The organism is Dyella halodurans (assembly GCF_026283925.1).
GTDB classification, from domain to species: Bacteria; Pseudomonadota; Gammaproteobacteria; order Xanthomonadales; family Rhodanobacteraceae; genus Dyella; species Dyella halodurans.
Window position 1 is genome coordinate 276651 of the sequence record NZ_JAPDPF010000006.1, and the last position, 25398, is coordinate 302048.

General features: G+C 61.0%; 23 protein-coding genes. 4 read left to right on the top strand and 19 right to left on the bottom strand.

Going from position 1 to position 25398, the window contains the following annotated elements:
• The first annotated feature begins 174 nt into the window (after window positions 1-174).
• The gene (locus OUZ49_RS13910) at window positions 175-1869 is read left to right on the top strand and encodes a SulP family inorganic anion transporter (RefSeq protein WP_266151076.1); all 1695 of its coding nucleotides are present in this window, start codon (window positions 175-177) and stop codon (window positions 1867-1869) included.
• A gap of 54 nt (window positions 1870-1923) precedes the next feature.
• Here OUZ49_RS13910 and OUZ49_RS13915 read toward each other — a convergent pair whose 3' ends face one another.
• Entirely contained in the window at window positions 1924-4458 is a 2535-nt protein-coding gene (locus OUZ49_RS13915) for an ATP-binding protein (RefSeq protein ID WP_266151077.1), read from the bottom strand.
• Window positions 4459-4743: 285 nt separating this feature from the next.
• Window positions 4744-5814, bottom strand: coding sequence for a GGDEF domain-containing protein (locus tag OUZ49_RS13920; RefSeq protein ID WP_266151078.1), 1071 nt, complete (start codon window positions 5812-5814; stop codon window positions 4744-4746).
• 406 nt (window positions 5815-6220) lie between these two features.
• On the opposite strand from OUZ49_RS13920, the gene OUZ49_RS13925 reads away from it, so the two are divergent.
• A complete protein-coding gene (locus OUZ49_RS13925; protein WP_266151079.1) occupies window positions 6221-6721 on the top strand; it encodes a hypothetical protein in 501 nt (166 codons plus the stop codon).
• 129 nt (window positions 6722-6850) lie between these two features.
• Here the strand turns inward: OUZ49_RS13925 and OUZ49_RS13930 are convergent, their stop codons facing one another.
• Window positions 6851-8914: a M61 family metallopeptidase gene (locus OUZ49_RS13930; RefSeq protein ID WP_266151080.1), complete on the bottom strand. Its 2064-nt coding sequence runs from the start codon at window positions 8912-8914 to the stop codon at window positions 6851-6853.
• 60 nt (window positions 8915-8974) lie between these two features.
• The gene (locus tag OUZ49_RS13935; RefSeq protein ID WP_266151081.1) at window positions 8975-9271 is read right to left on the bottom strand and encodes a hypothetical protein; all 297 of its coding nucleotides are present in this window, start codon (window positions 9269-9271) and stop codon (window positions 8975-8977) included.
• A gap of 231 nt (window positions 9272-9502) precedes the next feature.
• On the opposite strand from OUZ49_RS13935, the gene OUZ49_RS13940 reads away from it, so the two are divergent.
• Window positions 9503-9697 carry a hypothetical protein gene (locus OUZ49_RS13940; RefSeq protein WP_266151082.1) on the top strand — a complete coding sequence of 65 codons (195 nt, stop codon included), beginning with the start codon at window positions 9503-9505 and terminating at the stop codon, window positions 9695-9697.
• 278 nt (window positions 9698-9975) lie between these two features.
• Here the strand turns inward: OUZ49_RS13940 and OUZ49_RS13945 are convergent, their stop codons facing one another.
• From OUZ49_RS13945 to OUZ49_RS13970, 6 genes are all read right to left on the bottom strand, one after another.
• Window positions 9976-12624, bottom strand: coding sequence for a M1 family metallopeptidase (locus OUZ49_RS13945; RefSeq protein ID WP_266151083.1), 2649 nt, complete (start codon window positions 12622-12624; stop codon window positions 9976-9978).
• Window positions 12625-12990: 366 nt separating this feature from the next.
• Entirely contained in the window at window positions 12991-13416 is a 426-nt protein-coding gene (locus OUZ49_RS13950) for a GFA family protein (protein ID WP_266151084.1), read from the bottom strand.
• A gap of 261 nt (window positions 13417-13677) precedes the next feature.
• Complete coding sequence (locus tag OUZ49_RS13955; protein ID WP_266151085.1) at window positions 13678-14445, bottom strand: alpha/beta hydrolase family protein; 768 nt, start codon at window positions 14443-14445, stop codon at window positions 13678-13680.
• A gap of 429 nt (window positions 14446-14874) precedes the next feature.
• Window positions 14875-15621: a DUF4386 domain-containing protein gene (locus tag OUZ49_RS13960; protein ID WP_266151086.1), complete on the bottom strand. Its 747-nt coding sequence runs from the start codon at window positions 15619-15621 to the stop codon at window positions 14875-14877.
• A 234-nt stretch (window positions 15622-15855) separates the two neighbouring features.
• Window positions 15856-16941, bottom strand: a complete 1086-nt coding sequence (locus OUZ49_RS13965; RefSeq protein ID WP_266151087.1) for an autotransporter outer membrane beta-barrel domain-containing protein — start codon at window positions 16939-16941, stop codon at window positions 15856-15858.
• A gap of 460 nt (window positions 16942-17401) precedes the next feature.
• Complete coding sequence (locus OUZ49_RS13970) at window positions 17402-18301, bottom strand: N-acyl homoserine lactonase family protein (RefSeq protein WP_266151088.1); 900 nt, start codon at window positions 18299-18301, stop codon at window positions 17402-17404.
• A gap of 551 nt (window positions 18302-18852) precedes the next feature.
• On the opposite strand from OUZ49_RS13970, the gene OUZ49_RS13975 reads away from it, so the two are divergent.
• Window positions 18853-19251 carry an OsmC family protein gene (locus tag OUZ49_RS13975; RefSeq protein ID WP_266151101.1) on the top strand — a complete coding sequence of 133 codons (399 nt, stop codon included), beginning with the start codon at window positions 18853-18855 and terminating at the stop codon, window positions 19249-19251.
• A gap of 287 nt (window positions 19252-19538) precedes the next feature.
• Here the strand turns inward: OUZ49_RS13975 and OUZ49_RS13980 are convergent, their stop codons facing one another.
• From OUZ49_RS13980 to OUZ49_RS14015, 9 genes are all read right to left on the bottom strand, one after another.
• Window positions 19539-19910, bottom strand: coding sequence for a VOC family protein (locus tag OUZ49_RS13980; RefSeq protein WP_266151089.1), 372 nt, complete (start codon window positions 19908-19910; stop codon window positions 19539-19541).
• Window positions 19911-20156: 246 nt separating this feature from the next.
• A complete protein-coding gene (locus OUZ49_RS13985; protein WP_266151090.1) occupies window positions 20157-20462 on the bottom strand; it encodes a hypothetical protein in 306 nt (101 codons plus the stop codon).
• A 231-nt stretch (window positions 20463-20693) separates the two neighbouring features.
• Window positions 20694-20855 carry a hypothetical protein gene (locus OUZ49_RS13990; RefSeq protein WP_266151091.1) on the bottom strand — a complete coding sequence of 54 codons (162 nt, stop codon included), beginning with the start codon at window positions 20853-20855 and terminating at the stop codon, window positions 20694-20696.
• A 370-nt stretch (window positions 20856-21225) separates the two neighbouring features.
• Complete coding sequence (locus OUZ49_RS13995; RefSeq protein WP_266151092.1) at window positions 21226-21585, bottom strand: hypothetical protein; 360 nt, start codon at window positions 21583-21585, stop codon at window positions 21226-21228.
• A gap of 73 nt (window positions 21586-21658) precedes the next feature.
• The gene (locus OUZ49_RS14000; RefSeq protein WP_266151093.1) at window positions 21659-22291 is read right to left on the bottom strand and encodes a hypothetical protein; all 633 of its coding nucleotides are present in this window, start codon (window positions 22289-22291) and stop codon (window positions 21659-21661) included.
• A gap of 98 nt (window positions 22292-22389) precedes the next feature.
• The gene (locus OUZ49_RS20970) at window positions 22390-22680 is read right to left on the bottom strand and encodes a hypothetical protein (RefSeq protein WP_380005217.1); all 291 of its coding nucleotides are present in this window, start codon (window positions 22678-22680) and stop codon (window positions 22390-22392) included.
• Between the two features lie 130 nt (window positions 22681-22810).
• Window positions 22811-23446, bottom strand: a complete 636-nt coding sequence (locus tag OUZ49_RS14005) for a hypothetical protein (protein WP_266151094.1) — start codon at window positions 23444-23446, stop codon at window positions 22811-22813.
• A gap of 222 nt (window positions 23447-23668) precedes the next feature.
• Complete coding sequence (locus OUZ49_RS14010; protein ID WP_266151095.1) at window positions 23669-24580, bottom strand: alpha/beta fold hydrolase; 912 nt, start codon at window positions 24578-24580, stop codon at window positions 23669-23671.
• 97 nt (window positions 24581-24677) lie between these two features.
• Window positions 24678-25208: a DUF3455 domain-containing protein gene (locus OUZ49_RS14015; RefSeq protein ID WP_266151096.1), complete on the bottom strand. Its 531-nt coding sequence runs from the start codon at window positions 25206-25208 to the stop codon at window positions 24678-24680.
• Window positions 25209-25398: the final 190 nt, after the last annotated feature.

Consider the following 25398-nt stretch of genomic DNA (forward strand, 5'->3'; position numbering starts at 1 on the left):
GGTGCGAGGGTGGTGAGCGCTCTCGTAGGTCTGCCCACGGATTCAGCCATTGACGTGCTGCGGATGTCCACTTACGACCCGCAGCGAACCTGACTGAGCGGTATGAGGAAACGCCAGTAGACTCATGGACGTGAGTCTACGCTTGCATCCGTCGGTATCCACAAAGGACACGGCATGAACGGTTGGCAGCGCTGGCTACCCGGACTACGCATCATCCGCCAATACGAAGCGTCCTGGCTGCCGCACGACCTGATGGCCGGCCTGGTGCTGACCACGATGCTGGTCCCGGTCGGCATTGCCTACGCGGTGGCGTCCGGTGTCCCGGGCATCTATGGCCTCTATGCCACCATCGTTCCCCTCATCGCTTACGCGCTGTTTGGTCCCAGCCGCATCCTGGTGTTGGGGCCGGATTCCTCGCTCGCTGCGGTGATTCTCGCGGTCGTCCTGCCGCTCTCTGCCGGCGATCCGGCGCGCGCGGTGGCCGTGGCCAGCTTGATGGCGATCGTGTCGGGCTTGGTGTGCATCCTGATCGGGGTGCTGCGCCTGGGCTTTGTCACCGAGCTGCTGTCGAAGCCGATCCGCTATGGCTATATGAACGGCATCGCTCTCACCGTGCTGATCAGCCAGTTGCCCAAGCTGCTCGGCTTTTCCATCGACAGTGCGGGACCGCTGCGCAACCTCGTGCGCATCGTCCAGGCGATCTTCGGCAGCCAGACCAACTGGACGGCGTTCGCGATCGGCATCGGTACGCTGGCGATCATCCTGCTGCTCAAGCGCTGGCAACGAATTCCCGGCCTGCTGATCGCCGTAGTGGTCGCCACGCTCGTGGTCGGTGCCTTTGGCCTCGATCAAAGCATGGGAGTCAAGGTGCTCGGTCCGCTGCCTCAGGGCCTGCCAGCGTTTGCGCTGCCATGGATCGGTCTCACCGACCTGGGCCAGGTGCTGATCGGCGGCAGCGCGGTGGCCATGGTGGCGTTCGCCGATACCAGCGTGCTGTCGCGCACGTACGCGGCCAGGACCCACGTCACCGTCGATCCGAATCAGGAGATGGTCGGCTTGGGTGCGGCGAACCTCGCGGCGGGGCTGTTCCAGGGATTCCCGATCAGCAGCAGCTCCTCGCGCACACCCGTCGCCGAGGCAGCGGGCGCGAAGACCCAGCTCACCGGCGTGGTCGGTGCCGTGGCGGTGGCCGTGTTGCTGCTCGTCGCACCGAACCTGCTGAAGCACCTGCCCAGCAGCGCGCTGGCGGCCGTCGTGATCGCCTCAGCTATCGGCTTGTTCGAGTTCGACGACCTGCGCCGCATCTTCCGCATTCAACAGTGGGAGTTCTGGCTGTCGATCGCCTGCTTCGTCGGTGTCGCGGTGCTTGGCGTGATTCCCGGCATTGGTATCGCCATCGGCATCGCCGTCATGGAATTCCTGTGGGACGGTTGGCGGCCGCACTTCGCCGTGATGGGCCGGGTCGACGGCATCCGCGGCTACCACGACATCAAGCGCTATCCCGAGGCGCGGCTGATTCCCGGCCTAGTGCTGTTCCGCTGGGATGCCCCCCTGTTCTTCGCCAATGCCGAGTTGTTCCACCAGCGCGTGCTCGAGGCCGTGGCGCAGGCGCCTACGCGGGTGCGGCGAATTACCGTGGCCGCCGAGCCGGTCACCAGTATCGACGTAACCTCGGCAGACATGCTCGCCGAGCTGGAACAGGCACTGCGCGAGTCCGGCATCGAACTGCGCTTCGCGGAGATGAAGGACCCGGTCAAGCAAAAGCTGCAGCGCTTCGCCTTGCTTGATCGATTTGGCGCGCTCTATCCCACCATCGGTGCGGCCGTCGACGCCTACCTCGAGGACCATGCGGTGGACTGGAAACCCTGATAACGAAGAAATCGGGCGCGCCGACCCATGCCACGGCCCCCATGCCCGCGCGCGTCACGACCGGGAGCGTCGACCGACATCAGCGCGAGCCGACTGATTCGCCGCCACTTCTGCCAGGGCGGTGCGGGCTTCCGCCACGATCTCCGTGAAGCGTGTGGTGACGGCGTCCTTCTGCAGCTGTTGCATGGATGGCCCGAGCGAGTCGCGGACCACCGTTTCGACCATGGCCTGCGCCTTGCGCCATTGCGGCATGAGCGGCGCGGCGGTCAATTCGCGGATGTGTGCCGCCGCAGCCAGGAAGCGCGCAGCGCGCGTGGCATCGCCATGCCCGCTCAGCAAATAAGCGGCGCCTTCGACGCAGCCGGCCACGCCGCGCCAGTCCTCGAGTTCCACAAAGGCTTCGATGGTGGCCAGCCAGTCCCCCGCGGCGCCAGGCATTTGACCCAGGTAGTAGCGCTGCAAGGCCCGGTTGATCAGGACGTATGCCTGTTGATACACGCCATGGCCGGGCGTCGACACCGCATCGAAGGCTTCGCCGAGACAAGCCTCCGCCTCGCGGTGCTGTTCGCCCAGGGCGAACGCGATGCCTCGCCCCAACAGCGCCATCGAGCGTAGCCACGCGTCGCCCTGCACATCCGCGATGACCTGTGCCGAGGCCGCGCAGGCCTCCGCGCCGGCGATATCTCCGGAGGTCGCCAACTCAAACGCCAGTACGGCCCGGCCGGCACCGGCCAGGCTCGACTCCCCCAGCTGCTCCGCCAAGGCAATGCCGTCGCGCAGCAGTTCCTGCGCGCGCTCGTGCACCTGCAACTGGTGTTGCATGATGCCGCAGGCAATGAGCGCCTGCGCCCGCTGCCGCGTCAGCGCCAGTCCCAGGCACAAGGCCTGATCGAGCCAGCGCGTGGCCTCGCCGTAGTCGGCGCCCATCCTGAAGTACCAACAGAGATTGCCGCTCAGGGCCAGCGCCATCTCCACGCGATCCCGCCGCGATACGGCATAGTCGAAAGCAGCGTGCAGATCGGCCCATTCGTGCCTGACCCGATCGCACCACCACTGCTCGTGCTCGCCGCGTATCTCTGCGTCGACACGCTCTGCAAGACGTACGAAGTGCGCCAGATGCGCGTCGCGCACGCGTTCCACATCGCCGTTCTCGGCAAGTTTCTCCAGCGCGTAGAGCCGCACGCTGTCGAGCAAACGATAGTGCGGCGGCAGCGTCGCGGCGTTGACGACCAGCAAGGATTTGTCGACCAGTCCACCCAAGGCATCCACGACCTGTTCGTCATAGAGACCGAATACCGCGCCGACCGCATTGGCTCCGCCCAGCGTGCAGGGGCCCATGAAGACACTGAGGCCGCTGAGCAGCGAGCACTCGCGCCCCGACAACAACGCGAAGCTCCAGTCGATCAGCGCACGCAAGGTCTTGTGGCGGGCGGGCCAGCTGGGGCAGCCCTCGGCGATATTCAGCAAATGGACGTCCATGCGCTGCAGCAACTGTTCGGGGCTCAGCAGGCGCAGTCGTGCCGCCGCGATCTCCAGGGCCAGCGGCAGTCCATCCAGGCGACGACAGATCTCGGCGACCGTGGGTGCATTGGCCAAGGTCAGCGCGAAACCCGATGCAAAGGCGCGCGAGCGCGTCAGCAGCAGCTTCACCGAAGCGACCTCGGACAGGCGGGCGACATCCTCGTCCGTGTTCCATTCGCCCACTGGCGGCACCTCCAGCGGCGGCAGCCAGTACAGCGTTTCGCCCTGACAATTCAGTCGATGCTGGCTGGTGACCAGCACGCATGGATCCACGCTTGCCGCCAGCAGGACCTCGATCGCCGCCCCCAATGGCCCGGCGATACGTTCGCAGTTGTCGAACACCAGCAACACGTGACGCGTCCGCAGCAGGGCGCCTAGACGCGTCATCAATTCGTCCATGCCAGCGGTGAGGCGTATATCAAACAGTCCGGCGAGCCAGCGTGCGAGCCCCTCACCGTCGGTTTGCGCCGTGCAATCGAACAACCACACGCCGTCCAGAAAATCCCGGTTGACGCTACGCGCCACTTCCAGGGCGGCCTGCGTCTTGCCGATGCCACCCGCGCCCGCCACCGTCACCAGGCGGACATCCTGCAGCAGGCGGCCGAGCTGGGTGATGTCGTCGTCGCGTCCAATCAACGGGTCGGCCCGTTGCGGCAGGCGGGCACGGGCCGGCGGCACGAAGCTCAGCGCCGGTGCCGGCGCCTCCTCCTGCTCCGCTTGCTGCTCACTGAGCGGCGCGATGAAGCGGTAGCCCAGGCCGTGCACGGTCTGGATATAGCGCGGTTGTTCGCTGTCGTCCGCCATTGCCCTGCGCAGGTGCGCAATGACGCGGCTGAGTGTAGAAGGCGTGACGAAATTGTGTCCCCATACGGCGTCCAGCAAGTCGTCACGGCTGATCAGCTGGCCGGGATGCGCCAACAGCTCCAGCAACACCGCGAACGCTTTCGGCTCCACGGTAATTTCACGTCCATCGCGCGTCACCCGATGGGCCCACGCGTCGACGACCACGTTCGCAAACGCAAACGCCGGGGGTTTCTCCTGCTCTTCCGGGTGCTTTTCGTTCGCCATGCCCCAGTGCGCCCCATCCGGACCCGGTTATGGCGCTCCTTGCCGTGTCGCGTCTCGAGAATCCCTTACTGATTCATCGAGACTTCGGCCCCTGGACTTCGTAGCTTATACCCCGACGGGCACCATAGGCTGCCCCGCCTCGCGCGGGTGACTTCACGCTCACCTCATTAACGACGCGCGTCACCGCATCACGAGGACCAGAAACACCGCGGTATCGCGGTGAGCGCTTTGGGAATCACGTTGCCGAATCTTCCACCTGCAGCCCGACTACCCTAGCCCTGGCGCCTACCGCACGCCCTCGGCGCGATTTCGGCCGGCACGTTTGGCGGCATAGAGCGCCGCATCGGCACGCTGCAGCACGCTGTCGACGCTGTCCGTATCCAATGCGATCGTCGCGCCGCAACTGATCGTAATCCCGTGGCCACCGACCATCGGTTCCGTCGCAACATGTCGGCACAGGGCACCCGCGATGTGCAGCGCCTCTGCGAGATCCGCGTTACGAAGCAGCGCCACGAACTCGTCGCCGCCCCAGCGGGCCAAGGTGTCCATGCCGCGAAACACTTGCGCAGCACGCGCGGCCAGCGCGACGAGCGCCGCGTCGCCAGCACCGTGCCCGAATTTGTCATTGATCCCCTTGAAGTGGTCGATGTCAAAGAGCACCAACGCAAACAGGGTCCCCCGCTCCCGCAGGTGCCCTAGCTCGACGTCAATCAGGGTAGCCATGCGGCGACGATTGCACAGCTTGGTGAGTTCGTCCGTATTGGACAGCGCCGCGAGCTCGCCGACGGTCAGCTCCGCAAGCTGGAGGCGGCGCTGGTAGCTGGAAAAGAAATACAACGCGGCTATCAATACCAGGGAAACGACGTGCAGCTGCAAGGTGAAGTTGGCGTAGGGGCCATCAATGTCGCGTATCAAATAAGGCACGCTGATGGAAGCGAACAGCGCCATCACCGCCAGCGAGATTGCCAGGCTGGTCTTATGGTCCGTCAGGGTGAATGCGAACACGTAGAGGACCGGGATCCACAGATAAAGCGGCTCCAGGTCGAGGGCGGCGCCGTAGCGTGGCGAATACAGGCGCAAGACCATGCACAGCGCGCAGACGGCGACGGCAAACAGCAGGCAGCCCAGTCCTAAAGCGCGGGCCGGTAGCATCCGCCGCCACGCGACGACGAATAGGCCCACCAGAACCAGCGTGCATGTAGCGAACATCCCTCGCAGCACCGGAGAGAGCAGACCACGCGCGCCCATGATGCCCCAGCCGCTGAGTGTGCTTAGCAGTGCCAGCACAATGATGGCCATCAGCAAGCTACGCGTGAAGCTATCGGCGGAGGGCGAGGTCAAGCTGTGGTGATTCATGGATCGGTATTGCCTGGTCGAGTCGCCGTTTCTTGAGTCATTGATATGCGGTCGGCGGCACCAAGTGGAGTTGGTGTGCGTGTGGTCGACACATCATTCGCTGGGCCTCTGAATCCGCCGACGCCCCCCTCCAGCGATAATGGCGGCTTCGCGTTGCGCGGTAAAGGATGGGGGCCTGCAAGCAGCGCTGCTGGCAAACAGAGGGCGTTTCCAGGCTCGGAAGCAAGATAACCCGCACCGTCCTCTCAATGGCCGCCGAGGGACGGAATCAGACCGTCGCAGCGACCGCCAATCGAGGCCTGCACGCAACCAGGCAGGCCGGGCCTGGATGGGGCAAAGGCAAAACTAAGACCGGGGCCTTATAAAGCAGCGCCTGCACCTAACAGCGGCGCTTACAAGGAATCCCATGAGAATCGTGACGGCCTCGCTGACCGCCACCCTGCTGCTGATTAGTCTGCAAGCCCGTGGCGACGACGACAAGGACGGCCCCATACGGCTCGAATTCGGTGGTGCAGACGAATGGAGTCTGCAAGATCATCAACACCAACGCGGGCCCGGTGTCGGCCTCGAAATTGAAAGCTTCAAGGATTTCGAGATCGAGATCGGCACCGCCCCTCTGCGTGGTGGTCACACGACGGAATGGAACACCGACGTCATCATCAAGAAGGAATACCCGCTGAGTCCCAATCTCGAATTCGAGGCGGGCCTAGGGCCGGAATGGAATCACACCATCGGTAGCCACATTCGCAACTCAGCTGGCGCGGCGGTCGAAGCCGAACTCATCTACTGGACCAGCGCAAATCACCATCTTGGCTGGTATGTAGAACCAGAATATGGATACGACTTCGGGAAGGAGCATGAGCAGTCCCTTGGCATCGGCGTAGGGCTTACTGTCTCCCTCTTCTGAGGGGCGGCCATCATGGCTGACTCATATGAATGGGTCCGCTACGGGTTGCGGATTCAGCCGGAAGCGGACACGCCCCGATGGCGCCCTTTTCGACAAAGGGGGCGGAAGTTGTTGAGACTTCCGTTTTCGCTATTCAACTACCTTCACCCCCCCTTTGCCGAGCAAAGCAGATAGCCGGTCGGGTGTGTCTGCAATGCGCTCGAGATGGGGATAGCGCAGTCCGCCTCGGTAGTCGATGGTGACGACCCGCTTGTTCCCATGGATGTCGGCGCGGATGCTCAGGAGTTTTGTTCCAGCTGACTCGACCGCCGCCAAGAGTGCGCGACTCGACATGGGTCGCCCATTGACCTCCAGCACTTTTGAACCAGGCGACAATCCAGCGCGGAATGCCGGACTGTCCCATCGAACCGACTGAACGCTTCCATCCGCGCTGATCTGCACACCAATCGAATAGTCGAGATTGATGGCGCCGGCTTCTTCTTCGTTCTGCCGAAACGTTTCAGTGGGCGTATCGGTGTAGACAAGCTTCCAGCCGGCGCGGGCCAAGCCGGCGATCGCTTCGTCCGCGCTATGGCTGTGGAGATGCTGATTGAGGAACGCGGCCCAGTCATCCGGGGCGACTCTGTCCAGCGCATCACAGACATCCTGGAAGGTATAGGTCCGTGTTGGTTGCGCGCTGTCCTTGACGAAGAATGCGCGCGCGAAGTCATCGATGCCGCGTTCGTCATGGCTCAATTCGCGCAGCCGTGCGTCCACATCCAGCCACAGCAACACGCCTTCGGGGTAGTAGTCCTCACGGCGTTGCCAGTCAGGCCATACGACATGGTGTTTTGCCATGTAGACCGCGTCATTGGTGCTGTCTTGCAGGTCTTTCCAGCGTTGGCCACTCCGGTTGGCGACGGTGGCCGCATCCATGGCGAGCTTGTCCAGCGTCTGCTGGTGATCGCGCAGGCCGGCGCGGGCTGCCAGCACGCGCCCCCAGAATTCGGTTTGCCCTTCGTACACCCACAGCAGCGATCCACCGACCGGCTGATTGAAGGTGGGCGACCACAAGTCCGCCGGTTGGCGCCACCGGCCGTTCCATGCGTGGACAAATTCGTGGGCGATCAGGTCGAGGTTATTGAGTTGTTTCGCGTTGTTGGTGAAGTAGGCAGCAGGAAGATTGCTTTCACCCTCCTCAAGATGTTCGACACCGCCACCGCCGCCGTCGGGCGATAAGACATCGCTCAGGGTGACGATTGCGTCGTAATGCCGGTACGGTGCCGTGCCGAAGGTCTTGAGGCTCTGGGCGATGAGCGCTTTCATGCGTTCGACCTCCGACTGGGTGATGGCAAGGTCTTCTTCTGCGTCAGCCAGTAGATCCAGCGTCACCGGTTGGGCAGCGCCCCCGTTCAACATGATCCGGCGCGTGTATCGCCCGGCATAGATGGGGGCGTCGATCAACTGCTCCAGCGTTACCGGTTGAAAGCCCAACGTTCCGTCCTTGCCCGCATGAAGAGCCAGTGCCGTGAAAGGCGTTAGCCCAGGCGGGAGCGCGAGCGTTGCGGCCACAGGGATGTCCCGCACATACCAGCCGGCGGGATAGAGCAAGACGCGCTGCCAGGGGACCATGACCATGTCCGGCCGCAACAGGTGGGCCTGGGTCGGCGCAAGGAACTGGAAGTCCAGCGTCAGCAATTTCGCGCCCTTGGGCACGTCGACGTGGAAGGCGTGCATATCCGCCGGATCGCGCCTCCACTCCGATGCCTTGCCATCGACGAGCACGACCAGGCCAGCCAACTCCGCCACCGTGGCGGTAGGCGCGTGGCTGGCCGTTTCCCATTCGGGATAGAGCAACACGGTATCGCCCGGTGCCTGGACGGGGATCGTCTCGTGCACGGAGAAGATTTGGTGATCGGTATCGGTGGCGCTGACGGCCAATTCGATCGTGCCCTGGAACAGCCTGTCCAACGGGGCTGGCAACGCGGGCGGCATGGGTGCGGCGGTCGGTCCCGATCCGACCTGCGCGACCGCGGGCCCCGCCATCAAGGTAGACAACGTCAGGACTACAATACCAATGCAGCAGGGCAACCGCCCCAATTGCCTGGGAATCCGCAGCATCAAGCTTTTGATCGGGACAGTGAGCATCGCGATCGTAGTGACGAGCACATCGAAGGTCAGGCCGCCGAACAGGGACGTCAGAACTCTCTTCACGAATCCTACCTCGGTCGGCGATCAGAAGAGCATCCGCATCGGGTCGGAAGTGGACCAGATCTATCTGACGTTAGCACCGCCATTGGCGCGCTGCTTATACCTGTTCGCAACCGACTTTTCGGCGCCTTCGCCTCCGAGCATCCAGAGCCATGTGAGCACGACGAGGATGGTATTGGTATGCCAGTAGGCATTCGTAGCCAGAATGGCAACCAGGAGGCGCGGCGTCAGGAGCCAGCCCAACCACCAAAGAAACCCGCCAGTAGCAACCGAGCTGAAGATCAACGTGAGGCGTGGAAAGAAAAACATGGCCAGGATAAATAGCCAGCCGTGCACATCCCAAAAATTCTGGTGCGTCATAGCTCCTCCACGCAGCCTCAAACATCGCTTCACTGCCTATGTTCGATCCGTCATGGCCGCTCCGGGTCGAAAGCGGACTTTCCTAGGCTTGCGCACTTCGACATAGAATAGCAATGCCGCCTTGTTTCCTTACGACGCTTGCTGCGCCCATACGTTGACCCGTCTAGAGTAGGATTCGCGTGTAACGCGGCTTCTTAAGTAGGATGTTTGGATCAAGAACGGAGAGCATGTATGTCAGCTTTGAGAGATGAACTGTTGCGGCCCCTAACACCTGAGCAAGAAGCGCGGTTGACCGACAAACAAAAGATGATGCGCCAATTTATAAGAAGGCGTTCGCTGCTGGTTTACATTTTTGGTAGCGTGTTTTTTTTGGCAATTCTGATCGCCTTGGCATATACGTCGTTTGCCTCGCACTACCCGCACTAAATGAGTTGGTTAAGGTCCGCTGTGGGTCGGAAGCGGACGTAAGCAAGAAGCTATTCCTCCGTCGCGAGCTGCCTCAGCTGATGTCGGCGAACACCTGGGTTGATAGAAAAGCCGAAGCCAGCGCGATGCTGGCAGTAAGCCGACGCATTCACCTCTTTTTTTGCCGGTCCTTGCGGGATTTCAGTGGGCCACGAATGGTGACAAGGACCAAACAAATAGCCCCGGGACAGTCGGGGCTATTTGCGGTTCGTTGTTGCGGAAGTGAAAGGGCAATGGGCTCAGCTGCCGTTCTTCGACAACCACTCGTCCACCGCCGGCAACCGTTCGTTGCGCACCATCATGCGGTACTTGATATTGGCCACCGCTGTCTCGGCGTCGCGGCGCGAGGTGGCGGCGACGTACTTGGCGGCATAGTCGTTGATCTTGTCGACCATGGCGGCATCGAACGAGTTGGTACCCAGGGACGGGTAGTAGCCGCTTCGGGAGGGGCCGTCGAGCAGCTTGTCGACCTGTTCCCGATGGGCTAGAGCGAAGTCGAAAGCCAGTTCCGGATGCAGGCGCGACACCATGTCGATCATGCCTGCGCTGTTGGTCGCGCCCGGCTCATCACTGAGCGCCAGATCCAGTGCCCGCTTGGCCAGGGCTGTGTCCTCGGTCGAGGCAAGCTGGGCGTACAGGTTGTCCTTCACCAGCGGGGTCCGCTCGGCCTTGGCCGCGGCATGCAGCTGATCCCAGGTAGCAGCGTCGGCGTGGCCGGCGACCACCGCGAGGATGGTCTTGCGCAGCTCGGCCGGCACAGCCCTGGCATCGGTAGCCTGCGCCGCGTAGCGGCGACGCGCCTCGGCGATGACTTCGTTGTCGCCCAGAGTGGACAACACGCCGATCAGGTGGCTGCGCAGGATGGTGGTCGGCACGCTTTCGTTCGGCTTCGCTTCCCAGCCGACGCGCGCGAACACTGGCGACAGTCGTTTGGTGGCGAAGGCGCGGAATGCCTGCTGCCGTCTCGCATCGCCACGGTAATAGTCGTCGAGCGCGGCGAATCTGCCAGCCACTTCGTCCCAGATCTGCGGGTCTGCGTCGACCGAGGTGGCCTTGGCGAGGTCTAGAAAGTCCGATACCGGCTGCAGGCCGGCCATGCCCAGTGCCCAGGTATCACCCATCACGCCAAGCTGGTCGATCGGCGCGAGCCTGGCGAAGCTGCCGGCGATCGCCGCCTCCTGCGTCGATGAATAGAGCGTGCGGTAGTAACCGCTCTGCCCCGCATTCACCAGCACCGGGCCGCAGCCCGGCACCGTCAGCGTCGCCGTGCCGTCCACCAGGGCGCTCACCGGCTTGCCGCCGATGCTCTGCGCGACCACGGGCACATGCCAGCGCAACGGCTGCTTCTCCGGACGATCCTTGGTGAACTCGCCCTGGCTGAGCTTGAGCGTGACCGCGTGGTTGACGCACTCGCCCGGCTCCACGCGAATCAGCGGAACGCCCGGCTGCAACGTGAAGTCGTGCGCGACGGTGCTGACGTGCTTGCCCGGCGCCGCCGCATCCATCGCCTGCCACAGATCATCCGACACGGAATTGCCGTAGGCATGGGCCTTGATGTAGTTGCGCACGCCAGTGCGCCAGTTCTCGGGGCCGACATAGGCTTCCAGCATGCGGATCACCGACCTGCCCTTCAAATAGGTGATGACATCGAAAGCCTGGCTGGCCTGCTCTACGGTCGCCACGTGTTGCACCACCGGGTGGGTGGTGACCACGGCATCGCGCGCCATGGCTCGCTCGCGCGCGGCCACGGCGTCAAGTCGGGTGTTCCACTCCGGGTGCAGGCGATCGGTGGTGCGCGAGGCCATCCACGAAGCGAAGCCTTCGTTGAGCCACAGGTCGTCCCACCAACGCATGGTGACCAGGTCGCCGAACCACTGGTGGGCCATTTCGTGCGCGGCGACACTGAATACCCACTGCTTGTCCGACTGGGTGGAGATCGACGGATCGAGCAGCAGCGAGTATTCGAAGGTATAGATCGCGCCCCAGTTCTCCATCGCCGAGAAGAACTGGCTGCTGCCCGGCGAGGCGATGTTGTCGAGCTTGGGCAACGGATACGGCACACCGAAGTAGTCGTTGTATTCCTTCAGCACCGCCTTGCCCGATTCCAGCGTGAAGGCAGCCTGCGAACTCAGGCCCTTCTGGGTGACCACGCCGATCTCCACGCCGTCGGACGTTGTGGTGATGCGGTCGAACTCACCGGTGCCGAAGAACAGCAGGTAGGTCGACATCTTCGGCGAGGTCTTGAAGGTGATGTGCGAGAGGCCGTTGCCGGCGTCGGTCTTCGAGGCCACCGGCATGTTGCTCACCGCCATGTCGCCGGAGGGAACCGTCACATCCAGATCGAAGGTGGCTTTGTAGTTCGGCTCGTCCCAGGAGGGGATGAAGCGGCGAGCGTCCGAGTTCTCGAACTGCGTATACAGCGCGCGCTTCTTGCCGGCCTTGCTGTCGTAGTCGATGGCGAACAGCCCGTTGGGCTGGGTGGCGATCTTGCCCCTATAGCTCATCGACAGCTGGTACTTGCCCCTGGCGAGCGGCTTGTCAAAGGTGAAGGTCACCGTCTGGGCGTCGTTGTCGGTGCTGACCTTGGGCAGCATGGCGACGGCGCTCTTTTCAGCAGTCAGCTGCGCCTTGCTGAAGCTCAGGTCGAGGGCATTGAGGGTAATCGTGCTGGTAGGCGCGAGCACCTCCACGTCCACCGTCACCTTGCCATCGAAGCTCAGCGAGGACGGGTGCGGGCTGATCGACACCGCGTAGTGCGAAGGGCGCACCGCGCGTGGCAGCTGGGTGGTGGTCTGCGCCATCGGCGCGGCGTTGGCAGCCAGGGCTGTGCTGGTGAAAGCCACGCCAGTCAGTGCCAGCACGATGGCGGAAACCAGGCGAGTACGCATGTTGCAGTCCCTCCGTGAGGAGCCAGGGTCGGCCCAATGGGCGCAAAGCATTGCGATAGTGAGGCATGGCCATGACCGCTCAATATGGCGGAAGACATAGCCAGGGATCCGGGCGGAAGATCAGTCGGTGCACGACGCCCGGCTGGGTGCATCGCCCTCTACGGCCCCGCCTCGGCGCGACCGGACTAGGCCAGCAGCCCGTCACCGACCCGTTATGAGCCCCATGCTTGCCAAAACCGGGGGAACAAATCCAAGGTCAGAGTGCAGTTATTTCAGAAAAGCGCACTCTGACCTCGGTTTGGGTTGGATGCGGACACTTCAGCTAACCACGAGTCATGCCACGAGCAACGCGCAGTGAAGCGTCCGTCAGGGCAATTCCTGGTGTTGCGGAAGATTGTCGTTGATCGTGTACCACGACGCCTTTGAGCCGACAAAAATGTGTGCGGTCGGCCGTATCGATGGCGTGTCGACCAGGGTGCCGAAGGTGACATGCACGTATTGACCGTCGCGAACCAAGGAATAGAGAAGGGATCCACATCGTTTGCAGCGCGCGTCATGCCCGTCTTCATCACCAAAGATTTGCAGCGACTTGTCACCCTCGATGACGCTCAACTTGCTCCGTTTGATACCTGCGAAAGGCTTGAAAGCGGAACCGGTCGCCTTTCTGCATTGCGAGCAGTGGCAGTTCAGGGCATAGAGGAAGCTGTCCTCCACGCGATAACGGATGTCACCGCACAAACACTCGCCCAATAGCATCCGGCTCGAACTCGTTTCATGAGGGCCCAGGTTCATGCGCTTTTCCCTGATGCTAGAGCGTTCAACCAATTTGTTGGAGCGTCGGTTTCGGGTTGGAACCGGACGTTGGCTGACTATCCAGCCAGGAATGTCTAAGGGCAGTCATGAGGACCCAATGCTTACCGGCTGACAGCGCAACGCGTTCGCACCACGCCTACCAGCTCAACCGCACGCCTCAGAAGCCCGGGTCAGAGCGCAGCTTTTGAATTGACTGCACTCTGACCTCGGACTTGGACGCCGCCTCTGCAGGCCCTCGGCTCACTTGACCGTTTCAAGCCACTGCAGCACGGCGTGAGAGAGCTCCGTTCGCTTGTCCGAATACGCGTGGTCCGTCGCCAGGTGCAGCTCGCTCACGCGAGTGTCACCCGCTTGGCGAAGCGCGTTGCTAAAGGCATCGTCGAGAGGCGCCAGTCCGTCGTCCGAAGTCACTACAAAGACGGGACGATCCTTGACAGCCCCGACCTTTGAGGGAAACCGCCAGGCAGGCGCATGCTCGGACAACTCGCGCGCCAAACCATCCGGGGTGCATCCGCTTAGCGGGGCCATGCCTTCGCCGGCCAGTGACACGCTCATTTGGCTGAGGGCAGCGGCCCTCGACGCCTTCGACTGCAGATGTTCCAGCTCGCCCACCATGTCGGCCCCGGAGATCATCGCCACACCCCTGATGGCAGGGTCCGCCGAAGCTCCCTGGAGGGCCATGAAGCCGCCCATGCTGTGACCCACGAGTACGATGCGTGAGGGATCAAGTCGCAAGCGCTTGGCGTTTTCGGGCTCGCGGAGATAGGCAACGGCCGACGCCACGTCGTCGATGCTGTGCGAGAAGGAGAAACCTCCCGGCGAACCCCACGAGCCGCGATAGTTGAAGTAGGCCACGTCCCACCCGGCGCGCCGCATGTCCTGTGCAAGGTCCAGGTTGCGCTCGTTTCCGGGAAAGCCGTGCAAGAGGATCACCACCGGATGCGGCCCGGCACCGCCCGCCACGTAGGCCAAGGCATTCATCAGCGATCCGTGGCTGGGGATCTGCATGGTCTCCAACGATGGCTTCGCCTCGCCCTCCGCCTTGGCGGGGCCGGCGACCTTAGGCCTGACATCGTCGGCTGCCGGCGCACCCACAGCGTGGGCTGGATCAAGCATCAGGCATAGCAACAGGCAAGCCGAAACCCATGCGGATGCTATAGAAATCTTCATATTTTCCCCTGGATGAAATTCCTGGAACCGGCGAGCGGCGGCCGATGCCAGACATTGTGGTGGAAGCCCGATGGACGAAAGACTCCCTACGCTCCGGCACAGGTTATATGGTCGAAGCGCTCGAGGTCTGTCATGGGTCGAAACCAGGCCACCTCATGGCTCGTTGCCGCCCAGCATCACCGCAACGTGGGTACGGCGCCCCTGGACATAGGAGGCGCAGAAGATCAAATGCACTGAACTGCCTCAGCGCCCTTTGTTGACCTATTTCTACAGCGAGGCCGATGCACCACTCAACGCTTCGATGCTTGTGCGCGCCTTCCACTTAACCACATTGACGCCCTTGATTAGCAGCCATAGGCAAAATGTCGATTCACCGATAAGTGCCGGAATCAGAATGCCGGGCGTGATTACATTGGCAAAGGTCGGAGCAAGCAACGCGGCGAAGCAGGCGATCAAGTAGCACAGGCCGGCAAGTTGCATCAGCAGACCGACCAACCTTGGGAGATAACCCGATTTGAAAATCAAATAGCCATCCACCAGGCAGCTGAAGCCAAAGAATATCAAGGCGATATTGAATGCGATGTCGTGCAGGACCAGCGAGAGATGAGCAAGGGATTGCGCCTGGAGAGGGTCGAATGCACCCGGGTGATTGGCGCTTGCCAGGATGGGCATGACGGCAAGAAGAAATAATTTGCTGACGGACTCGACAGACAGCGATACCAGCACCAGGAACACAGAGAGCAGCACGAGCTGCCTGTTCACTGGCCTGAGCAAGAGATAGAAGATCCAGGCCTGTGCAACAGCCAATACGGGCACGAGCAGATTACCGGCCACACTGAGGTTCCATAGACCCGGTGAAGCCATGATGTTGTGGGCCGTGGCTGCAGCGTCACCGGCCACAATCACGCGGTTCATAACCACGCCCTCGGCGAAGCCACCAAACACGATGATGAACAGGTAGAGCAAGCCGCCAGTTCGTGCATACAGCTGTGGCGAGGTCTCGATTGTTGTCATTGCACGGCTTCCTTGGTTGGCAGATACAGATTCGCATTCCCGCGCTTCTTCTGGACAGCGGAGACGGCCGCTATCACGCACTGGAACCCTGAGTTTTCTTCGGTAGTGCGAATGGAGAGTGTCAGCTTAGGGTCGGAATCGGACGCTGGCTGACCTTCCAGCTAGGACTGGCCGAGGGCAGTCATGAGGACGCGATGCCTCACCGGTGGTCAGCGCATCGAGTTCACACCACGCCTACCAGCTCAACCGCACGCCTCCGCTACCCCATACTCCATCCTGACGCCGATGATCCGATTCAGTGAGGGTGAACCGCGTGCCTATCTGAATGTAGAAGCCGAAGTGCCGGCGAGGATCGATCGTGGCCGTGAGGCCTGCGGCCACGTCGATGCGGGTGATCTGCTGTTGCACCGGCACCTGGACGATGCCCGCGTAGGTCGTCGTCACCTCGCCACTCCAATCCCGCCAGACGTTGGTTCGCAGGAAAGGCTGATAGACGCTCCCGCCTTCCTCGGCGATGGTCCACTGTCCGCGCACCCCCAGTCGGCCACTGACTCCGGAGCTGCTACCCAGGTCGACATCAGTCAACCCGTCGTTCTTTGATCCAAAACTCGTGTGCTGCCATACGAATTGCGCTTGGGGCTCAAGGATAAACGGTGCTCCAAGCTCGAAGGCGAACGGATAGCCCGCTTCCAACGAGGCCACGTACCCCTCACCCGAAATGGGCAGATAGGCGTGCGCGGCACTGGCGTGGCCGCTGTAGTGCGTGCCCTGGAGCACGGCGTCGGTGTACCAGCCTCCCGCGCCCATGTGTGTCCAATACGCGCCTCCGCCATACCCGTCGAGTCTCGTCGTTCCCGCGGGTTCGTTCTCCTCGGCCGTCGCGCTCTGATTCGTGACCAGACCGGTGACATCGCCGCGGCTATGGGTGTAGGCGAGATACACACCCACGGCATCTCCTTGCCCGGAAGGCTGGCGATCGCGCCATACATCCACGCCCGCCTGGATGCCGAGCAGGTCGCCTTTGACCTCGGGGTCAGTCAGGGCGCGGTAGTGGTTATCGACTTGCTCGCCCATCACCCGAACCCAGCCGCTGGGCGGGGTCCACCAACCGGCGGTCCCGTCCATGCCAATGGATGGGGAGAGCGTGTTGCCCACGCGCTCGTTGAGTGTGCCCAGGGAAGCCATGCCCATCTGACGGGCCAGGGGCTGGATGACGCCGTAGGTGGTCACCTCCGGGCCCGCGTTGGAGATGACCTGGGCGCGGACTGCCACGCTGAACCCCAACGCGAGCACGATGGCCAGGCCGGTCCTGCCCAACATCCTTGGTGTCGCCCGTGCGCACGTGCCAGATGCACCGAACCAGGAGCGCGCAGCATGCCTCTCTAGCCAGAGGCTGGTTGCGCGTGTCGCAGGATTGCCATTGGCAAGGCGCATGGCCCCTCCCCCGGCAAAGACGCCAGATTCAAACCCCTCTTAGGATTACGCCCGACGCCGTCTACACAACGTGAGCCATGCAGCGATGCAAGCGTTGCCCGGCCCCGAGCCTTTGTAGAAGCCCAGTCGGCGCGCCCCGAAAAGCCTCGCTACTAAGGCGTCCATGAGCGGGTGAATCCGCAGTCGCAAGCGGACGGTCAGCGTATGGCTACCTCAGCAGCCGCGAGCAAGATGGTCTTCAGCTCAAGTGAAAGGCTTGAGCGAACAGAGGGAGCACCCAACGCCCGCCCAGGCATTTCGACGCCACTCCGCGGTTGCGTGTCTCGAGTGCAAGGTATGGATAGCGCTAATCGTAAAAGGCCGGGAGCAACTTGAGCGTGTCGGTTTGCTTCTTGTCGTGGTTGATGAAGATCGTTGCCTTGTACGTGGCGATCAATCGCTTGATTTCTTCCATCGATGCGATGGACGCCGCACGATCCGTATTAAGCGCAGGCACGACGTCGTTCTGAAGGTTTTCCGCAGAATGGGCGACGTCACCGGACAGGATGATGAAGCCGGAATTTTTCAGGTGCACCAACAGCGACTGGCTGCCCGGGGTATGCCCGGGTGTGGAGATCAGCACGACGCTGCCGTCACCGAATACGTCGGTGTTACCGTCCAGTAGCTTCAGTTTCTTCGGTGTACCAAGGAGCTTGCGAGCCAACGCCATCAACTGGTTGACGTTGTCGTTGGGTCCGTTATTGGAATGGATCCAGTTGTATTCGGCCCGCTGGATCAAGACCGTCGCCTCAGGGAACAAGTCGACATTGCCTATATGGTCTCCATGCGTGTGAGATACGGCGACGTAAGTGATATCGCCGGGTTTCAAGCCAATCTCGGCAAGCTGGCTGGTCAATGATTTGTCCAGGTGATACACAATCAACTTAGGCAGTGTCGACCAGCCGCGTGGATCGTTGAGCGTAGCCTCGGGAACACCCGTGTCCCAGAGCAACCATTCACCCCCGTGCTTGATCAGCCAGCAAGTAGAAGAGAATTCAATGCTGCGTCCGACGTTTTTTCCCGGAGTCCATACCGATTCGTCGTTCGCAAGCGAGTGGCCGCAATCCAATCGGTAGAGACGCTCAGTCACGCCGGCTCTCGAGGGGTCGGGTAAGGGCGAGGCGGCGCTCGCACCGGGCACGCACATCATGAGGATCAACCCGGCAGCTATCGCCAACGTGGCCGTTATCTTCGCTTGTCTCACCATGACTGCTTCCTCGTCGAATCGAAAAACGCAGCGAATAGCCAACGCGACTAGCGGGCGCGCCCAGCGCCATAGCATCACAACGGATCAGATCGAACGATCACACCTTGGTATCGGTTCGCGAACCTAGCGCGACGCAGAAGGTCATCCTACGACGCGCGATGGTCATGGTCACGATCTTGCGAGACGGGGGCCTTCCGCCGGCGAAATGTCCGCTGCGGGTTGCGGATATCGCCCACCAAGCACTCGCTAGTGCCCCTGTACGTAATCTTACCGAAATACCTTTCCGTAGCTTTCCCGTATCGGCCAGTCGTGTTCTCGGCGCAATCTACGCATATGCGCTGCATGTTGCCGGCGTACGTATCGCGCGCCGCTTAACGCGGGCGTTACGCGTCACAAACAAAGGAGTACCGGATATGGAGGCCATCGTCAGTACTGCTCAGAAGCCCCTGAGGGCCATGTATAAGGTGACACCGGCCGCCGCACTGGTCACCGATCACGCACGAACCTGCGGGGACGTACCGTCCGATCCATTTCACTCCAAAGTCGAACCTATGGATGGTTGTGGTGTAGTTGTGCCTATTGGCACGCACGCTGCGGTCGGGGGGCCGCACGACAGCCCCACTCCTGGAGACATGCTCTGCGCTGCGCTGGCAGCCTGTCAGGATTCGACCATGCGCCTCATCGCCAACCTGCTCGGCGTTGAACTCACCAGTTTGCAGGTCAGCGTGACCGCTACGGTTGATGTACGCGGCTGCATGGCCGTGGATCCAAATGTGCCAGTCGGCTTCCAAACCATGGCCTGCGACGTTCGTTTCACAGCCAGAACAGGTACTTCAACCGAGTTAATCGAGAAATTGAAACTGGCCGCGGAGCGAAGTTGCATCGTCCAACAGACACTTAAATCGCCCCCGCCAATAGTGACTACCTTCATCACATCGGATTCTGGCTAACAGCGACGCCCGAATCGCCTCGCGCTTGGTGATTTCGTGACTGTCGTAAAGCGACGCAGGGGGAGGAAGGCAGGCCGAACCCTCAAACACATGGTCTTTGTCGAAGTCGTGCGTGTCGTGTTACTCCTCCCAAAAGCCGAATGTGCCGTCCGCCCTCTGGAACAGATCGATGCGACGGCTTCCGTCCTTTCAATGGATCAGCTCGATTGCATCGCTCATCGTCACTCTCGACAAGACTGCTCAGCAATACAAAGCGGCCGCTTCGGGTGGCCGGCGACAACGAAGATTCAGTCTCTGTGGCTTCTTGTCGCGATCTGCCACGTGTTCCCCCAGCGGTCCCTCACCATCGCCCGCCTGTCGCCGTAGGGCGTGTCGGCGGGGGCTTCCAGGGACACGGCCTTCGCCGCCATGGCACGCTCGTATGTCGCGCCGGTGTCTTCAACATACACATACAGAAAGGCGGAGTACGTCTCGCGCTGGCCGCCACCATCGCTGACCATCAGCATGGAATCGCCGATGCGCAGCTCGGCCGGTCGACCGGGATGAAGCTCGCCTCGCGCATCGAAGACGGTCTTGATGAAGGTGACCAGGCCTTCCGCGTCGGGCGTGACGATCCGCGGCGTGACGGTAGGCCATCCATCAGGCTGAAATCGGGCCATGTTGCGCGTCCTTCGTGAAGACACCGGAACGCATTGTCCTCCGGACGCTCGCGGTGCGCCATGGACTTGCATCGGATCTCGAAGAGCCCCCATGAATGTGGTTCTAGATCGTTGAGCTGAAAGGTCCGCTGGGGGTTGTTAGCAGACCTAATCGACAGCGAAGCTCGCGAGGCAGCTCGCGAGCTTCCTTCCTGCCGTAGCGCCCAATCGGTGGCGCTTATCAAGGTCACCTGCCGCAATGGGCTTTCATGGTCCTTTTGCCAGTGCGGCTCCGACGATGGCACTACGTAGTTGAGCCTGCGTCAGGGCAACGGTTGCCGACTGGCGGACCGCAATTGCTTTCATCGATTGCGGCTTAAGCATCAGGTGACGCTGAGCTTCCCAGCTCTTCGCCAGGTGTTCCGCCTGGGCAACTTCGGCTGGCGTGGCTCCGACGAAAGCCACAACCACATAACCATTCAAGTCGACGGTGTAGGTTTCAATCGCTGCATTGGCCTGTCCAATGAAGGCGAAGCCTAAGGCGATAACCGCGGGGATAATCAAGCGCTTCATGATGATGGCCTCCTCTGACGTGGATGCACCCACCTGGGCAGGCTCGATGTTGAACTCTTGCTCCCCAGAAGACATGAGGGATTTGCACAAAATAATGAGGGCTTGGTGAGAGTTAGCTGCGACCTGAATAACGTGCTTGGGTTGGTTACCTTGCGCTGCTGCCCAATTTAGACCGTGTCGAAAGGTCCGCTGTGGGTCGGGAGCGGACCTTTCATCAAGCCCAATTCAACCTCACAGATGAGGCCCATCAAACAGGCATTGCCCCGTCTTTTTGTCGACCTGAATGTGCTCAGGGATGCCGGCCTGCGCGCCGCAGAACTCCATCACTTCGCTCACGTTGAACGTAGCCACGATTTGTTCGCCGGTGTCATCAACCACAATCTCTGCAGCCATTTGGCCCGGGGACGTGGAAGAAGCGAGCCCAATTTTCGCCAAGCCTTCGTTTACCGACCAGGCGCCGCCCTGGCCAGGCCGTAGGCGGCTCGCGTATAGCGAACATCCAAAGTAGCTCCCCGATAGGCTTGGTCCAATTTCGTTCCGGAAAGAAATTTCGGTGAGCGATGATCCGTCATAGGAGAGGACAAGCTCCTGATATGCAGATTTGGCCTCAACGCGTCCTTGGAGGCAGCGCACATCGTGCGTCGCCCAAGCAGCCGTTGTCGCAAGCACCAAAGCCCCAGCCACGGCCCCGATATGCCCAAGTCGCATAGAACCCTCTCCCCCTGAAAACTTAAGGTCCGTTCCGGGTCGGAAGCGGACTCTCTCAAACATGATCGTCCGGGCCAATATCGGCGTCCGGCTTCAAGAGTTGACCCGACTTTCTATACAGGTCGTAGTACGCCCGCTGAAGACGTGACCTGGCGGCCTTGCGAACTGTTGGGTCGGCCTGGATGTTGCCATGGAACATCCTTTCGACGTCCGACAGTTCGGCCAAGCACTGGTGAAGTAGCAGCGTGGCCTCTGGGTTTCTGACTCGCTCCAACACAGAGTCGATACCAGCCCGAAGTCGACTAAAGGCGTCGTCCAACGACATCCCGTTCATCGTGAACTCTGGTGCATCGACCATCACCCCGGCGAAGAAATCGTCGGTCTGGCTGAACCCCTTTGGCACGTATACGGGCATCACCCCAACTCCATCCGTAGTCAATTTCACCGCTCGCCGAGCTGTCCGCCTTGGGTCGGAAGCGGACGGTCCATTATTCGGCCGCTCGATGATTGGCCCGCTTTCTTCCTAGTCCGATGGTCCACGCAATCGCCGTGCCGGTGAGGAGCAGGAGTAGCCAGTAAATGGCCGACTCCATCAGAGGCATAAGGAACGCTGAGATGGACAGGCCAAGGCGGCCGGCGAATGGGAGCCTCAGCCACCAAACCGAAACGTCGGGACTGAACAACGTCCCCCCAAGTATGCTCAGCGGCCCGTGCTGGAAGTCGCCGTAGGCATAGACGGAAAAGGCGACGAACAAGATTACCGAGAAAATGAAGGCCTTCCTGCGCGCCCCCTTGGAGATGCCTTCCTTCCAGTGCAGAGGCTTCCAGGGCGGCTGACCGATGACCATGCAACCTAGGTAAATAGGAAAAAACAGCCATTGGCTCGCCAACATAAGTCTGGCGATAGCTGGGTACGCAGTCTGGCTTGCAATGGCATCAACGGCAGGAACGACTGAGCCGATGGCGCTTACAAACGCCTGGATTACCCCGTTGGATGCGAGCGCATCCCCTAAGGTACTGGTGGCAAGTATCAACGTCATGGCTGCGATGGCCATCGCGCCATAGCCAACTACGTTTGTAGTTGGCCACCGGGCCTTCTTGGCCGCCATCTCTAGACTCATGAATCCCCTCATTGGTCCAATGGCGACATGATCGCCGACTGCACACTTTAACGTCTGCTATGGGTCGGATGCAGACATCGCCGGAACACCGGTTGTGGTCACTCAACTGCTCGGCGCAACTCAGCTACAACGCGTGGCTCGATATTGAGCCACTCAGTGCTTTCCGAAAGATGCAGGCTGACGCCCTGTTCTCGGGCGGCAGCGATGATTTGTTGAAGCCAGCGGAAGTAGGGCCATTCGCGAGGCTGGGGAGAGTGTAGTGAACGGCGCTCACCATCCCAGTGCACATCCATAGCCTCGCGATAGATGAGCGGAAAGTTACAGCTAGCGGGAACGACATGAAGCCTCCCGTCGGCATCAATCTCGATCTTCGCTATTCCGTCCTGCACCTTAGTTCCCCTTAGTCCAAGCGCCGTCCCGCCCTGATTTAGAAGCGTCCGCTCCGGGTCGAAAGCGGACGACCCCTGCGTCAAAATGGCCGCCTAGGAGCGGGCGGCTGGATAGTCAATCCTTCCCAGGCTAATCATCCTGGCCAACCAGCAGCTTGAAGTTGACCACGACGTAGAAGGCGCCCCAATAGATGAAGACACTGGCGAATACGCCGAACCACGAGATCAAAGGCATCGTCGAACTATTTGCAATCAGACGTGACATTGACAGTGCAGAATGTGAGCTGTCGGCCGTGATCATGTCGCCATTGAAGAAGGTTGGGAAATGGATTACGGAAAAGTCTCCCAATATGAAGGCGAACGCGAGGATCAAAAATGCCGCCAACCTCAAGAAGGCATGCGGCACCGGCCTCAGCGAGCCACTTCTGCGAATCGCCACCCTGATCGTGGGGGCAACCGGCCAGTAGCCGACAAATAAAAGCGCAGCGTAAAGCAAAAACAGGAACCACTGGATCGTCATGACGAAACTGCATTTCTCAGGGTAGGGAGAAATTCCGACAGACTTCCAGATGGCCGGTACATGATTTACCCCATATGCACCAATGTCGCTAGCCAAGGTTGAGCCAGCGACCGCTCCAAAAAATATTGAGGATAGGTAACTTATTGCGAGCGTCACAGCCGCAGTTATTGCTATGGGTCCCAGGTTCATCTTGCCCTTAAGAGCAAGCTTTCGCCTTTTGGCATACGGTCCAATCATCAGATTCATCAGTCCCCCCGCGTGAGTTCTTAATGGCGCTCTTGCGCCGAATCCGTTTCAGATCGGAATGTCTGCTGTGGGTCGAAAGCGGACGCTAACTAATACCAAAATTCCGCTATGAGGGGCTGTTCCGTCCGATCACAACGAAAAGTCTCAGTCGAAGGGCAACAGCGCATGGGCCACGATCTCCACGGCCTGGCCGCAAACCCCTTCACTTCCTCCGTACTGACATCATGAAGACGGCCCGGGGCTGTTTCGGTCCAACGTCGGGGATTCAATGAAGCGCATGAGAGCTCGATTGAAGTCGTCCGGAGCATCGACAAACACGGCGTGTCGCGCATGGTCAACCGAGATGAACTGACTCTTCGGAAGTGCTTTAGCCATTGCTTTTTGTGCGTCCATTAGCAAACTTTCGCCGGAAGCAATCACCAGCGTCGGCTTGTCGAACTTCTTCAGGCTGGGACGGCGATCTGTCGTGAGAATGTCCGAAACGAGCATTGAGATGCCGGTATCAACAGGCGTCTTAAGTGATTCGGTGGTGAGCGTGTCGAATGTAAGCGGTGCGGGTGGTGCTTGCATGATGGCTTGCATCATTCCCTTGGAGTACGCCTCGGGCGCGCGAGCGTACTGGCCCAGCCCTTGAAGTACCTGTTTCACCATGCCCGATGATTCCGTCACATCGGCGGGACCGGCACTGACGGGACTGTCGACCAAGACCAGCTTGTCCACCGAAACCGTCCCGAATTGGGCAACGTAGGCGGCAACGTCCTGGGCGCCTTGTGACCAGCCAACCAGGGTCAGGTGGGCCAGCTTCAGATTCGATATCACACGATCAACGTCCTGCGCGCGGTTCTCGGGCGTATTTCCGCTGGCAGCAATCGTAGATTGGCCTTGCGAGCGCGGATCCATAGCAATGACGTGAAATCCTTTCGCCGCAAAGTAGTCGATCTGTTGCGTCCATATTCTTGCGCTGACCCGCCACCCAGGGATTAAGAGCAAATTGCGCGACGCGTGGGGAGGGCCCGCTTCTAAGTAATGGATGCGTACGCCATCGGCCCCTTCGGTGAATGCCTCACTTGTGGGCGAGTGAGCCGCTGGCGCCATTGCCAGTGCGATAACGAAGAAGCTGCCTGGAAAATCCATAAAGCCTCCGGGTCGTACTGTGGGTTGGTTCCGCTATCCGGAAGTCCGAATGCATGGCGTCACCACCAGTAGCGGAATGTCCGCCCCATGCCGGACGTCAGTTTGCCTTGACGTAGAACACGTAGGTTGCGGTGTAGGGGACTCCGACCTTTGTGCCGTCCCGGGTGGGTGGCGAGGTGGGGGCAGCGCCGCCTGTGGTTAAGATGCGTTGAACGTAAACGACCTTGCTCAGGATGCCGGGCGCGGCATCGGGGGTGACCTTGATGAGCAGCCATGGAATATCCGCTTCTGCCTGCTTAGCCGGTACTGTCGTGACTGGAACGTCCTTGTCGCGAACCACCTTGCTTCCATCGGCGGCCTCCCACGCGGGGCCGGCGTAGTGGTGAATCGTTCCACCCTGACCGCTCAATTCCGCCAGCGGTGCTTCGAAGGACCATGCCGGCTTCGAGCCAGCCGCCAGGGTGCTTGTATAGATCTGGACCCCAGTGGCCTTAGCCGTAAACGCCACGGTATAGCCGGCAGGTGGCCGTAGCGCCGCCGGTACCGCTTCTTGCGCGTGTGACGCCGTGGCACCGGCGACAAGCCATATGGCAGCGATAACGTTTCCGAACGCGGTTTTTCCGATCATGGATTTGTCCTCGTTGACATCATGCATCTATCAGTGGGACCGATCATGTCCGTTATGGGTCGCAAGCAATGAGATGGACTCCTCCCCGCCTTCGGCATCGAGTGCCAGACTGGAGCTGCGATACACCAGTCAACGGCGAAGAGGAGTCCACCCATGAAGCTTAAGCGCATTGGGGTCGATCTGGCCAAGA